Source organism: Geomonas agri, assembly GCF_020179605.1.
GTDB lineage: Bacteria > Desulfobacterota > Desulfuromonadia > Geobacterales > Geobacteraceae > Geomonas > Geomonas agri.
Map to the genome: position 1 here is coordinate 26762 of NZ_JAINZO010000001.1, position 12620 is coordinate 39381.

Annotated in this window: 13 protein-coding genes and 1 pseudogene; 8 read left to right on the forward strand and 6 right to left on the reverse strand. The window is 55.5% G+C overall.

Features of this window, described 5'->3' with window-relative positions:
- Positions 1-207 precede the first annotated feature (207 nt).
- The 3 genes from K7R21_RS00100 (at position 208) to K7R21_RS00110 (ending at position 2055) form a co-directional block, all read left to right on the forward strand.
- Complete coding sequence (locus K7R21_RS00100) at positions 208-1005, forward strand: c(7)-type cytochrome triheme domain-containing protein (protein WP_224981156.1); 798 nt, start codon at positions 208-210, stop codon at positions 1003-1005.
- Between the two features lie 107 nt (positions 1006-1112).
- Positions 1113-1487: a transposase gene (locus K7R21_RS00105; protein ID WP_404813613.1), complete on the forward strand. Its 375-nt coding sequence runs from the start codon at positions 1113-1115 to the stop codon at positions 1485-1487.
- A gap of 163 nt (positions 1488-1650) precedes the next feature.
- Entirely contained in the window at positions 1651-2055 is a 405-nt protein-coding gene (locus K7R21_RS00110; protein WP_224981159.1) for a hypothetical protein, read from the forward strand.
- A gap of 302 nt (positions 2056-2357) precedes the next feature.
- On the opposite strand, the gene K7R21_RS00115 is transcribed toward K7R21_RS00110, so the two are convergent.
- Entirely contained in the window at positions 2358-3161 is an 804-nt protein-coding gene (locus tag K7R21_RS00115) for a cytochrome c3 family protein (protein WP_224983386.1), read from the reverse strand.
- Positions 3162-3428: 267 nt separating this feature from the next.
- A pseudogene (locus K7R21_RS00120) lies at positions 3429-3943 on the reverse strand (IS4 family transposase); the annotation flags it as partial.
- Positions 3944-4950: 1007 nt separating this feature from the next.
- Here K7R21_RS00120 and K7R21_RS00125 point away from each other — a divergent pair.
- Both K7R21_RS00125 and K7R21_RS00130 read left to right on the forward strand, forming a co-directional pair.
- Positions 4951-6009, forward strand: coding sequence for a cytochrome C (locus K7R21_RS00125; protein ID WP_318248302.1), 1059 nt, complete (start codon positions 4951-4953; stop codon positions 6007-6009).
- 235 nt (positions 6010-6244) lie between these two features.
- The gene (locus tag K7R21_RS00130) at positions 6245-6439 is read left to right on the forward strand and encodes a hypothetical protein (RefSeq protein WP_224981163.1); all 195 of its coding nucleotides are present in this window, start codon (positions 6245-6247) and stop codon (positions 6437-6439) included.
- 126 nt (positions 6440-6565) lie between these two features.
- Here K7R21_RS00130 and K7R21_RS00140 read toward each other — a convergent pair whose 3' ends face one another.
- Entirely contained in the window at positions 6566-6904 is a 339-nt protein-coding gene (locus tag K7R21_RS00140) for a hypothetical protein (RefSeq protein WP_224981165.1), read from the reverse strand.
- Between the two features lie 443 nt (positions 6905-7347).
- Between K7R21_RS00140 and K7R21_RS00145 the strand changes: the two genes are divergently transcribed.
- Positions 7348-7524, forward strand: a complete 177-nt coding sequence (locus tag K7R21_RS00145; protein ID WP_183348221.1) for a hypothetical protein — start codon at positions 7348-7350, stop codon at positions 7522-7524.
- Positions 7525-7546: 22 nt separating this feature from the next.
- Here K7R21_RS00145 and K7R21_RS00150 read toward each other — a convergent pair whose 3' ends face one another.
- The 3 genes from K7R21_RS00150 to K7R21_RS00160 all read right to left on the reverse strand — a co-directional run bounded on the left by K7R21_RS00150 (position 7547) and on the right by K7R21_RS00160 (position 10350).
- Positions 7547-9100: a sensor histidine kinase gene (locus tag K7R21_RS00150; protein WP_224981167.1), complete on the reverse strand. Its 1554-nt coding sequence runs from the start codon at positions 9098-9100 to the stop codon at positions 7547-7549.
- Positions 9101-9202: 102 nt separating this feature from the next.
- Entirely contained in the window at positions 9203-9652 is a 450-nt protein-coding gene (locus K7R21_RS00155; protein WP_224981168.1) for an FxLYD domain-containing protein, read from the reverse strand.
- A gap of 209 nt (positions 9653-9861) precedes the next feature.
- Positions 9862-10350 (reverse strand): Spy/CpxP family protein refolding chaperone, encoded by a 489-nt coding sequence (locus K7R21_RS00160; RefSeq protein ID WP_224981169.1) that lies wholly within the window; start codon positions 10348-10350, stop codon positions 9862-9864.
- A 266-nt stretch (positions 10351-10616) separates the two neighbouring features.
- Between K7R21_RS00160 and K7R21_RS00165 the strand changes: the two genes are divergently transcribed.
- On the forward strand, positions 10617-10820 hold the full coding sequence (locus tag K7R21_RS00165; RefSeq protein ID WP_224981170.1) for a GSU3473 family protein: 204 nt from the start codon (positions 10617-10619) through the stop codon (positions 10818-10820).
- 416 nt (positions 10821-11236) lie between these two features.
- The gene (locus tag K7R21_RS00170) at positions 11237-12538 is read left to right on the forward strand and encodes an L-lactate MFS transporter (RefSeq protein ID WP_224981171.1); all 1302 of its coding nucleotides are present in this window, start codon (positions 11237-11239) and stop codon (positions 12536-12538) included.
- The last annotated feature ends 82 nt before the right edge of the window (positions 12539-12620 follow it).

Genomic DNA, 12620 nt, shown 5'->3' on the forward strand with positions numbered 1-12620 from the left:
ATAGGAGAAAGTGCCTGCTCCAACCCAGGAGCCGGCATCCGGACAGACGCCCGCAGCCGCGGGCGGTTCCAACGGCGATCTGATGCCCACCTCTTTGGGGTTGGGAATGGCCTACGGCTGTTTCAACGGTCTGGCCGACGGCAAGGCGCTGCGGGATGGTATGTAGGAGGTGTCATTTCCCCAATTTTAATTCCGAGGTATTGATACTTGAAACCATTACGATACCCATACAGATTCGTTGGCGCACTTGCAGCGTTTGTTTTGCTTAGTGCCATTCCCGCCAATGCCCTGGGGGTTCTGGATTATGTCTATTCAGTCCGTGAAGGAGGGACCGTCGTCTTCAGCCATGATAAGCACTTTAAGGCACTTTTCCCCAATAAAACAATAAACGGCGATGATTGTATCACTTGTCACTCGACCATCTATAAATCTCACGGCAAGCGCCCGGTCACCATGTCTGAAATGTACAGCGGCCGGTCATGTGGGGCCTGCCACGGTAAACGCGCTTTTTCGCTTTCAAAGTGTGGGAGGTGCCACACCGTGAAGGACGTGAGCTTTCGTGTCCAACCGACCGGTGATGTCATTTTTCCTCATGCCGCACACATTTCAAAGATCCAGTGCGATGTTTGTCATCCGCGTCTTTTCAAACCTAGCAGGAATCGTTCTGTTGGCATGGCCCAAATGGAAAAGGGCAAGTCATGCGGTGCCTGTCACAAAGGGAAAATAGCCTTTGCCTTGGAGGACTGTTCCCGATGTCATTTGGCAGGTAATGTACTTATGAAGGCAAGAAAACCATGGGAAGTCAATTTCAGGCATGCTGCCCATTTGCCCGCATACAAATGTGTCGATTGCCATCCCCGGGTATTCAAGCTTGGGTATGAAAAATCCCGGCCTCGCATGACCATGCAGGATATGGATAAGGGAAAATCGTGTGGTGCCTGCCATGATGACCAGGTAGCATTCTCAACACGGTTTAACTGTCAGCGCTGCCACGATAACATGTAGTTTTCTAAAGGCAACACCCCACCTGTTGGTGGGGACTTCCAACGTTCGACAACTTCTGGGAGTATGATTGGGGCTTGCAGATTGGGTTTTGATTCTGAAATAATCGAATGTGGACAGGATCCTTCCAGGGGGCTGCAATCGTAATACGCCCGGCTTTGCAGGGGGACCCCGAAAAGTTTGACTGCTCCAGGGTAAAGTGGCGCCTCCCTCCGTTCGTGAATATCTCCATACCGCCGAAGCGTGCGGTATCCAAAGTGATCGGGTGCATCAAGGGCAAGAACGCAATTGCTATTGCAAGCAACTTTGGTGGTCGCACTAGTACTTCAAGTGTAAAACCTTTCTGGGCTGGCGGTTGCTTCGTCTCTACCATCGGTCGAGACGAACAGGTCATAGTCGATTATATTCGGCGCCAAGAGAGAGGATCTAAGGATAGACCAGTTTCAATTACGAACTTAGTCGCTTTTAAGCGGTCTCAGATTTAAACGACCGTTTTGAGCGCTTCACCAATCAAGTTCCCCGGCTTTGCCGGGGGGGACAAGATTAATGGCTCGTTGTTGCTAATTAGAACCGTTATGTTTTTGTGCGGTTTCTGGTTGACACCGAGGCGTTGACAACGAGGCAATTAAACATTTAAGGAGAGTATGAATGAACAAATTTACGAAAGTCCTGATCTTTGCAATTGCGCTTGCACTTCCAGCGGTTGGGCAATGTGCGGATGCGGGTTCAAAAAATGAAAAGTCATCAGCCGGAAAAGTCTACAAGGTGAGTGAACTTTTCACAGGAAAGGCCGCCCTTGACAAGCAAAAGGTGACTGTAAAGGGAAAAGTGGTCAAGGTGTCGGGCGGGATCATGGACAGGAACTGGATACATCTGCAGGATGGTAGTGGTTCCTCAAACAGACAAGATAACGATTTGACGGTGACCACTACCCAGGCACTCCCGACAGTAGGTAAAATTGTGACAATAACTGGCACATTGGCCAAAGACAAGGATTTCGGGAGCGGGTATTTTTATAAAGTCATTGTGGAAAACGCGACCATCAGGCCTTAATATGCTTGCGTCATCCCGTGGTATGCAAAGCCTGGGAGCAGAACTTTCACTGCAAAGATATGACGATACTTCTTGTCCAAAATTCAAAGCTCTCGAAAAAGCAGTGAAATGGATCAGTCCCAAAAGGCAGATCCGACTTATGAGAGTGATTTTTGCATGTCTCGAATGCTGGGGTATTCATTGAAATGATGTTGAATGTCGAGGCACATCACTACTTCTGAATAAAAAAAATAGGTGCATATACAACAGAGGGCCACTGCAGTGCAGTGGCCCTCTGTTGTATATGCCTTCCCCGTGACCGATTATTTATTGGGTTGCTTATTCGGAATTTTAGTAGTGCCAAGTTGTGGGGATTTTGTGTCTTTATAGTTATTCAGATCGTGCGCGATGCTGTGACAGGTTCCGCATTTCGGGAACTTGGCCAGCATAGATGCCGGGTGTGGTGTACCGTGACAGCTTTGGCACTGAGGCACCATCTTGTGTTTTGCCTTATGACAAGTCACGCAAGCCAGGTTCTTGTGCTTGAAGGCACTGGCCGTAAGTTGCTCGAAAGCTTTCTTGTGACAGGCGGCGCAGTCCCTGGAAGGTGTTTGGGCGTCGTATACAATGTTTTTCGGCATGTGTGCCTGGTGGCACTTTTTGCAGTCGGCATTGGTCTGTTCCGCGAAGTGTGCTTTGTGACATTGGGTGCACTCAGGAATCATGCCGTGGGTGTTGTGGCACGTACTGCAAAAGAGCGCCGTATGCTTGCTTTTGTTGTCACGTAACTTGACGATCTGACCTGTATGGCAGGTAAGGCAGGGATCTGTGATATTTCTGCCCATTTTGATGTTCAGAGGTGTATGGGGATTGAAGTGGCAACTGTTGCAAGCGGCCAGTTTGTAATGAGGCTTTCCTTCGTGGCATTGACTGCAGAGCGGGATGATCTTGCGTGTTTTAGGAGGATGCCCATTGTGGCAGTCCTGGCAGCCGATCTCTGTCTTGTGTTTGGTGCCTGCCGCAGCTATGTCAGCAGGTGCTTTGCTGTGACATTTTATGCAGTCATCATTCAATAATTTGGGGATTGGAATATCTGTTGTGGTCGCCTGTGTCTTGGCCTGGGTCATATTTTGCGGCTTTGGGAGGGAGGGCGCCTTTGGGGCCGCAGCGTAGGTTAGGCTTTTAGCAGTGATAAGGGCGAGTCCAGCCCATAAAACAATCCATACTTTCTTTGACATGCAGTATTTACCCATTTGTGTTGCCTCCTTGGATTGTTACATTTGAAAAAACTTAAAACTTATAGAAAGCCGTCGAGACGAATAGGCCCTTGTTAACTATATTCGGCGCTAAGAGTCAGAGAATCAATGGATAGACCCACTGCTGTCCCATAGTTTTTAAAGTAGCGCCAGCTGTGGGTTTTGCGTAGTTGGCGTGGTCGAAATATTCTGCGCTCGAACAAATTCATCTGTAATAATCGAAACATTCGCTGTGCGGACAGCCCGAGCTTCGATTTGAACTTCAGCCACGCGAGCAGCAGGTAAGCGTACATGGTGATCCAGAGCTGAGTCTGGGCAGCGTACTAGGAGGCCTCCAAGAACGTCTTCACCTTCTGGCTACTTTGATCCACTTGAAGAACAGCTCGATCTGCCTCTGATCCTTATAAAGCTCTGCCACAACCTTGCAAGTGATGAGCGTTGGTGATGAAGGATACTTGTTCCCGTTTTCGGCGATGAACTGGACGAGTCGCAGTTTGTCTTAACTTCCTTGAGCGCAATCTCTTGGTCAACCACCACGCCTTTAGCTTTCAGGCAGCGGCGCTTCTTGAAGCACTCAACCAAGGCCATCGCGCGACGATGAAGATGCCGTTGCTGGTGAGCGTCTGGTACCAAGTGTAGTCGGTGTAGTCGCGAGGTGATGAGGGTCATTACTGTCTCATAGGTCCCGTGTCAGGTCAACGTCGATCTCTTCCGCCGAAGGCATTCCCCTGCAGGTCGATCTAATGGGCATGTGCGCCAACCTATCGGGAATCGCATTGGCCACGATCTTGTCCTGTATGGCGTTACCACGTCTTGATCGGCAACCTGGCTAGTGATGGTGGTGGCAGCCCTGTCGTAGCGCTACTCAATGATTTCAGCAGGTCCTTCTGGTCGTCTCGGGCAGTAATGTGATGAGCAGTTGACCCTTTGATCCGCATTGCCCTCTCGCAAGCTACATCCCGACCGTTCCCGGTCGAAGCGCTTGTACCCCATACGGAGTGTAAATTGAGCTCGGTGAAGGTCGAAGGTCCTGCGGGAGAGAACCTCCTCGAGGGCCTATGCAGCCTCCTTGCCGATTTGTGTGCCCTACGAGATGAACCGCTCGGTGTCCACTCGGCCACGCGAGTAGTCCGCGACACTTCTGATGGCACCAGAGCAACATGCCATGGTGCCGGTCCTACCCCTTTCCTCCCTTCTTCATATGTCCCTTGCTAGTCCCCGTCAGCCTTGACAGGAAAATAATTGAACAGGTGTTCAGATGGTATACAACTGCAGTTGAAAAATCAAATCAGTTTTTTGTGTGACACCTCGTTAAAAAGGTAATTATTCCGGGCTGTTTTGGATAAAATCTAGGTTGATAATATTCGGCACCGTTCGTGAAATGTCAATGGCATAACGCGTAAGGGGGCCAACAATGAAAAAAACACCTATAATAGAAATCTCCATGTTTTTAGCGATAGCTGCTTGTATAACCGGTCCGGCTTTCGGCGCGTCGGCAGAGTTATTTCACTCGGGTACAGTGGGGCAGTGCGAAGGGTGTCACGCATTTGGTGAAGAGGGAACGACTCAGAAAAAGCTCCCTGACAACAGCGGTGGTATAAAATTGCGGGGGAGTGATGCCAGTTCTACCTGTCTTATTTGCCATCAGGCGCCGGCTTCCATGCTTAGGGCTAATGGACACTATGTTGCGACAGCGCAGGCCGACCTCTCTGCGGGTGGGGCTCCCGTGCAACTGTCCCCCGGGGGAGACTTCGGGTGGCTTAAGAAGAACTACCGGTGGAGGAATGAGGCGGGAGAGATGGAGACGAGTTCCGGCGATAGTCATGGGCACAATATAGTGGCCATCGATTTCGGGTACAGCCGGGACGGCAGGCACGCTGTATCCCCAGGTGGTCAGTACCCGAGCGCCAGCCTTTCCTGTACAAGTTGCCATGACCCTCATGGCAACTACCGCAGGAACCAGGACGGCAGCATAAGCTCCAGCGGTGTGAAAATCGTTTCGTCCGGTTCGTACAAGAACAGCCCTGCCCCTGATGCCACCAAGGCCGTGGGGACCTACCGGATGCTTGCGGGCAAGGGGTACCTGCCTAAGTCGGCTCTGGGAGGGGAACCTTTTAGGACCGATCCGCCGGTCGCCGTGTCGCCCGAGAATTACAACCGTTCGGAAGCAGGCAGCGACACCCGTGTGGCCTACGGCAGCGGCATGTCCGAGTGGTGCCAGAACTGTCACTCTGGGATCCACTCAAGTGGCGGTTCACAGCACGTGGCCGGCAACAACGCGAAGTTCAGCGACCAGATTGTCGCCAACTATAACAGTTACGTTAAGTCAGGTGACCTCAACGGTAGCCAAGCGACCTCGTACACCTCTTTGGTTCCCTACGAAATGGGAACTGATGACTACAGCGTCCTGAAGATGACCGCCAACAGTGACGGCTCAGTCACGAGCGGCCCTGGTGGCATGGGAGATAGGCCCAACGTCTCCTGCCTCTCCTGTCACCGTGGTCATGCCTCCGGGTGGGACAGTATGACCAGGTGGAACACAGAGGCAACCATGATGGTGGGAAATGGCAGCTACGCAGGCATAGACAGCAGGGCCTCTTCTGTAACAGCGCAGGGGAGGACCGAGGCTGAGGCAAGACAAGCCTACTACGGCCGCCCCGCCTCGCGGTTCGCCATCTTTCAGCGCAGCCTGTGCAACAAGTGCCATGCCAAGGATTAGTGTGCGAGTTGCAGCTGCGAGTAGGCCAGCATTGAAATAATTGTATTCCATGGCGACGACGTTTTGGGGTTAGTGAAAGGTACGTATGGGTGCGATACTGCGTGTGTTTGTACGGACCCTTGCGTGGTTGTAGGTCTTGGCATTCGCGTACGCTATTTGAGGCGATCTCTTGGTGGAGCCAAGGTGGCAAGGGGGTGCAAAGGGGGGGCAAGGGAAACACGGGGAGGAACCGCACGTGCCGGACACCAAGCCGGAAAAGCGTGTACGTCAGGCAGTAAAGGATGGGGTGCAGGACCCGTTCACAGCCCTTCACCCGGGAGCACCCGGCGGCATGGACTACCTGGACTACGTAGCAGCCAACCACGCGGATTACAAGCCTCTGTTCGGCACTAGCAGGATCCTGCTGGTGAACGGCAAAGTCGGCTGCTGACCTGTCACGCCCCTCTGAACCCGGAAAGAAATCATCTAGTGATGAGTGACCACGGCAGCTCGCTCTGCCTTACCTGCCACATCCAAATAGTTGGTGCGGGTGCAGGAGGTAGGTGGAACCGCTTTTTCACAGGTACTTTTCCAGCAGTTCCTCGATGATCTCGCCGATGGTGGTCCTGCGGTAGGCCGAGGCAATCTTCAGTTTCAGGTGCAGATCTTGCCTGATATTGGCGGTGAGGCGCACGTCCCCTTCAGGCACCATTCCCGAGACAACCTTGCCTCCCGCCTTGGGGGCGACCTTCCCCTTTTCGGGGGCGGGGCGAGCTGTGGCGGAACGGGGCGACGCCTTGGGCTGCGTGCTGTTTTTGGGTTTGCGCGACTCCCTGGCCGGCGCGGGGGAGGGCGGCACGTTTCCGCTCATCCCGTCCAACTCGAAGAGCCCCATCTGGTTTTCCGTATCAGTCATTCCTATCTTCCCCTAGCATAATGCGGCGCACTATAGCAAGCGTCAGCCGCCTCAGGCAACCGTTTTCTATGCCACCGCGTCACTTACGCTATTGTTCCGCATCTTGACGGTGATCAAGGCAACGGAGTAGAATCGGCACCGCGTCAGGTACGACCCCACGGGCTCGGCCCGGTGGTCACCAGGAGGCCCAGACAAGGAAGGCGAGGAGGAGCGGTGGTTGAAATCGACCTGTGCTAGAAAAGTCGGTAGTGCGACTACGGACCGCTCCCGAAGACTTTTGCTCCTGCGCAGGGCAAATAACGAGCTGTAGGGGATCACGCCGTTCGTGGCATACCCTAGCTGGGGGAACTTCTGGCGTCGGGAAAGCGTCGGAGTTGTTGACACTTGTGGACTCGTGTTTAAAATGATCTAATTCAAAACCACAACACATCGCGGAGCGAACGATGAACCCAGATCTGGCTAGATTGACCCCGGGGCAGAAGTTGATGAAGCAGGCGATTCATGAGATCGACGATTATTTCGGCGAAGGTGTGGCGTTCAAGAATATCGACTTTCTAGGTGAGTACATGCAGACCCTCGCGATCCTGGAACTGAAGGAAACGTTGCGGAACAAGCTTTAGTCCGCGTTTCCCCTGCGGCGGGTCAGTCGACCTTGTTGGGCAGAGAGAACCAGAAACAGGCGCCTGTGTTGAGTCCCCCTTCGGCCCAGACCCTGCCACCATGCCTGAGCACGATGCGCTGCACGATTGCGAGCCCCACTCCGGTCCCCTCGAACTCCTCGTTGGCGTGCAGGCGCTGGAACAGCCCGAACAGCTTGTTGGCGTAGGCCTCGTCAAAGCCGACACCGTTATCCCTGACGTAGACCTCCTGCTCGTTTTCCCGTTCCACCGAGCCGATGGCTATCGTGGCCGTAGCACGAGACCGGGTGAACTTGATGGCGTTGCCGATCAGGTTGATCAGCACCTGGCGCAGCATGGCGGCGTCGCCCAAAACTACCGGCAGCGGCGCGATATCCCACTGCACCTCCCTTTCTTGCAGGTCCCCTTGCAGATCGGCTACGATCTCCCGCACTAATAGCCCCAGGTCCACCCAACCTTTCATCATCTCGCTGCGTCCCATCCTGGAGAACGCCAACAGGTCGTCGATGAGCAGTCCCATCTTCTTGGCAGCGCTACCGATGACATCGAGATAGTGGCGGCTCTTTTCATCCAGTCCCGTCCCCGCCTTAGCGTTCAACAGGTCGACGAAGCCGATGATATGCCTAAGTGGCGCCCGCAGATCGTGGGAGACCGAGTAGCTGAACGACTCGAGCTCGCGGTTGGTGGCGGCCAACTGCTCCAGTTGGTTCCTTAGGGCGAGGTTCAGTTCGAGGATCTTCGCTTCTCCCTGTTTTTGCAGCGTGATGTCCCGGATGACGGCGAACACCCAGGTCGATTCCTGCGCCTCTATGGGGTTCAGCATGATGTCCACCGGTATCTCTGAGCCGTTTTTGTGGCGCCCGTACAGCTCCAGCCCGATCCCCATTTTCCTGGCCCTGGGATCACCGAAGTAGTTGCGCAGGTGCTGGCGGTGACGTTTGTGGAAGCGCTTGGGGATGAGGGTCTCGATGCGCTGGCCCACCAGTTCCTCGCGCATGTAACCGAAGATCACCTCGGCCTGCTGGTTCACCTTGCGGATTACACCCCCTCCGTCCACTACCACGATGGCGTCGGGTGCCGTTTCGAAGAGGCGCTCCAGCATGGTGCGGCTTTTCGCCATCGCCTCCTCGGACGCGCGCCGCTCGGTGTTGTCATGCAGGATCAGCACGTACCCGGCACGCCCCCCATCCGGATCCCGGAACTCGTTCAGGGTGATGGCGGCCCAGAGGCGGCTGCCGTCCTTGCGCAGGCGCCACCCCTGCAGCTCCAGGCTTCCCATGCTGTCCGTGATCGAGAGTTCCCGCTGCGGAGTGCCGGAGCGGATCTCCTCCTTGGGGTGCAGCAGGGAGAAGTGCCTGCCCAGGATCTCGTGGGCGAGGTAGCGGGTGATGCGCTCGGCGCCGTTGTTCCATGACACGATTTCGCCCTTGACGTTGAGCAGGATCAGGGCGTAGTCCTTCACCTGCTCCGCCATCAGGCGGAAGTACTGGTCTCCGGCCCGCTGCGAGGGGGCTTGGACGTCACTGGTGGCCTTGTCTTCATCCCGTTTGTTGACCATTGCCTGTCCCTGTACTGTCCCTGTACTGTCGCTGTACTGTCGCTGTACTGTCGCTGTACTGTCGCTGTACTGTCGCTGTTGCGCCCGGCTTGAGAGTGCCTGTTACCGAACTGTGGTCTCGAAGCTCTGCATCCAGTTGGTGTCCCCAAGGCCGCGAGATCCGCCATCGTAGCCGAAGTACTTGTAGGTGATGCGGAGCCGGTCTCCCGCAGCCAGTTGCACCGGGATCTTGATTCTGAAGTCCGCACTTTCGTCCTGTTCCAGTTCGGTCGGTATGATGAAGGTCATCCCCCGCGCCCGGACCCTGCCCTGATCGTCCAACTGCACCGCCCAGATTTCCAGGTCACGCATCTGGAAATAGCGCACGTTCTTCACCACACCCTGGACCACGGTGCTTCCGTTAGCCGGTATCACTTCATATCCCATGAGGACGTCGAACTGCTTGTAGTGCTGAGGCAGAGCTGCCATGCGTTGCTGGTGCACATCGGGATCGGTGGCGCAGGCGCCCAAAAGGAGAAACAGTATTAAAAAGATGGGTCTTAGTTGTCTCATGTGACACCTCCTAACCAGCTGCTATTTTACGCCACTGCAGAGTAATGCACAACGCGGCGGAGTTTGCCCAACATGAGGTGCGGAAGGTTTTACGTAAACTGATTTTGGCAGAGGTGCGGCATGGCCGCGTTGGCGAGGGGGGGCGTGGCAGGGAAAAACGGCTCGGTGAAGGGCGCTGCCGCAGCCGGGGCGACAGCGCCTGTTGCAGGTTATCTGTCGTGGCGGCCACGGCCTTCGCGGCGTGCTTCACGCAGTGCCTTGAACTTGGCCGCTTGCTCCGGTGTCAGCAGGGCAATAAATTGTCTGTTCTGCGCGGCCCTTTGCACGGCGACGTCCGCCTGCAGTGCCGCCACTCGTGCCGCCTGGGTCCTGATGGCGGACTCGTCGGCGCTGCCGGAGCGAACAAGGGCCTGCAGTTCGTGCCGCTCGTGCCTGAGGGAAGCGAACAGCGGGGCGTTCTTGGCCCGGCCTGATTCGAAGATCGCCCGTGCCTCATGCTTTTGCTGGTCGGAGAGCCCCAACTCCTTGGCCATCTTCATGAACATGCCACGGTGCCCGCCCGGTTTTTGCTGCTCTGCGCACTCTTTGCCGTCTTCACCAGGCATCGGGCCGTAGCCGGCGAACGCGTTGTGGCCAGCCATAACGGCTGACGCGGTGATGCAGGTGAACAGTGCCAATTGCTTTAGCTGTGTTTTCATGTCACTTCTCCTTGTCGATCAGGCTTAATGGTGGCTCTCTCAGGTGTCCTATGGAGATACGGTACCTCCTGAATATGAAGATAATGTGAAGGAAATGAGGAAATTGTCACGGTACCCTTTAGAAAGTCTGGTGGATGCTCTTACGGCAAGGGATATGACAGTGAGGCCGCGAATTTTACCATCGCCGTTCTTGCCAACCTCGCGGGCATTGCTAGAATACACTAACAAAGATTGAACTACCCTGAACGGTAACGGAGGAGGGCGCTATGAAGATTCCGGTTGTGTTTGCTGATGAAAGACGCGGGCTGGTAAAGGCAGAAGAACTCCAGGAACTGATAGAGCAGGCGGCGATCGTCTCCTTCTTGCGCAGCGACGGTGAGTGCGTGCAGGTCGGCGTCGACTGCGTGAGAGGGATGGGGGGGAGAACCTACCGCGGCCCCGAGCGCAGGGGGAACGTCCTGTTCTGCTGAGCCTACCCCGCAGGGCAAGAGACAAGGCCGGCCTTCTTCGTTGAGCCGGCCTTTGCTTTTGGTTTCCCGAAATTTTGATACCCACCTGTTATACAAATCCGACGATATTTACAGTTTTGCAAAACATGAACACACCTTTTGCATTTATGCGAAAGGCATGCGGCGGCGCGGCAGCAATGATCAACGTGCTGATATCACGCCGCATCAGCGAGTTCCACCGGTTTTATCAGCGGTCGGGCCTTTTGCTGTAATGCGAAAAGGGCGCGTTGTCCTTCGCGCAGAGTGTGTCGAGTGTATCGCTGTAATATGCTGAAATTGCGCAACTTTGAAAAATATACAAAATCGTAAAACATTGGTATGCGAGTTGCTAAGGTCTGTGGCAAGAGCGGTCAATCCCAACATGGAGGTATAAAGGCATGACACAGACAACATCTAACAAGGGCTGGCAGGTAGTTTTCGCCGGAACCGGAATCAACCTGGCGCTCGGGGTGCTGTATGCCTGGAGTATCTTCAAGGGTGCCATCAAGGCGTCCATCGAGTCTCACGCCGCGGGCGCCTTCCAGTGGGACAAGGCTTCCATCAACGACCCGTACGCGCTCTGCTGTCTCGCCTTTGCCTTCTCCATGATCCTCGCCGGCAAGTGCCAGGACAAGATCGGCCCGGCGCGCACCGCGCTGATCGGCGGCATCCTGGTCGGTGCGGGCTTCTGCCTCATGGGCTACTCCAACAGCTACGCCGCCTGGGTCACCGGCTTCGGCGTCCTGGCCGGCTCCGGCTTCGGCTTCGGTTACTCCGCCGCCACCCCGCCGGCACTGAAATGGTTCTCCTCCAAAAAGACCGGCCTTATCGCAGGCATCGTGGTCGCCGGTTTCGGTCTCGCGCCGGTCTACATCGCGCCGCTGTCCAGCTACCTGCTGGGCGTCTACGGCATCCAGCAGTCCATGTACATCCTCGCCGCTGGCTTCGCGGTCATCGTCTGCGGCCTCTCCTTCGCCCTGGTGAACCCGCCCAAAGGGTACGTTCCGGCTGAGCCGGCGCTGAAGGGTGACGAGAAGGCGGCCCCGGCCAAGAAGTCCGGCTATGACGCCAACGTGAGCGAAATGCTCAAGTCCCCGAAATTCTACATGCTGTGGGCAACCTTCTTCATCGGCGCCGGCGCGGGCCTCATGGTGATCGGCTCCGTCGCGGGTCTGGCCAAGCAGAGCATGGGCGCCATGGCCTTCGTCGCCGTGGCCATCATGGCTATCGGCAACGCCTCCGGCCGCGTGGTCGCCGGTGTGCTCTCCGACAAGATCGGCCGCCGCGCCACCCTGACCCTCATGCTCGGCTTCCAGGCCATCCTGATGTTCGCCGCCGTTCCGGTGGTCGGTTCCGGTTCTGCCGCCATGCTGGTTCTGCTTGCCTCGCTGATCGGCTTCAACTACGGCTCCAACCTGACCCTGTTCCCCTCCTTCGCCAAGGATTACTGGGGCTTCAAGAACTACGGCCTCAACTACGGCGTGCTCTTCTCCGCTTGGGGTGTTGGTGGCTTGGTCATGGGGCGTGTTTCCGAGATGATGAACGCCCAGCCGGGCGGCCTGAACAAATCCTTCATCCTGGCAGGTTCCTGCCTGGCCTTGGGCACCGTGATCACCTTCTTCCTCCGTGAGAAGAAAGCGGTCGAGGTCGAGGCAACCGAGCTTGTTGGAGAGAAAGCCACGGTCAAGGTTTCCGCCTAGGTCTTGTTGCACCGACGTTAAAAAAAATGAAGGGGCCATGCGATTCTGCATGGCCCTTTTTTTCGCGATGATGTTATTATGT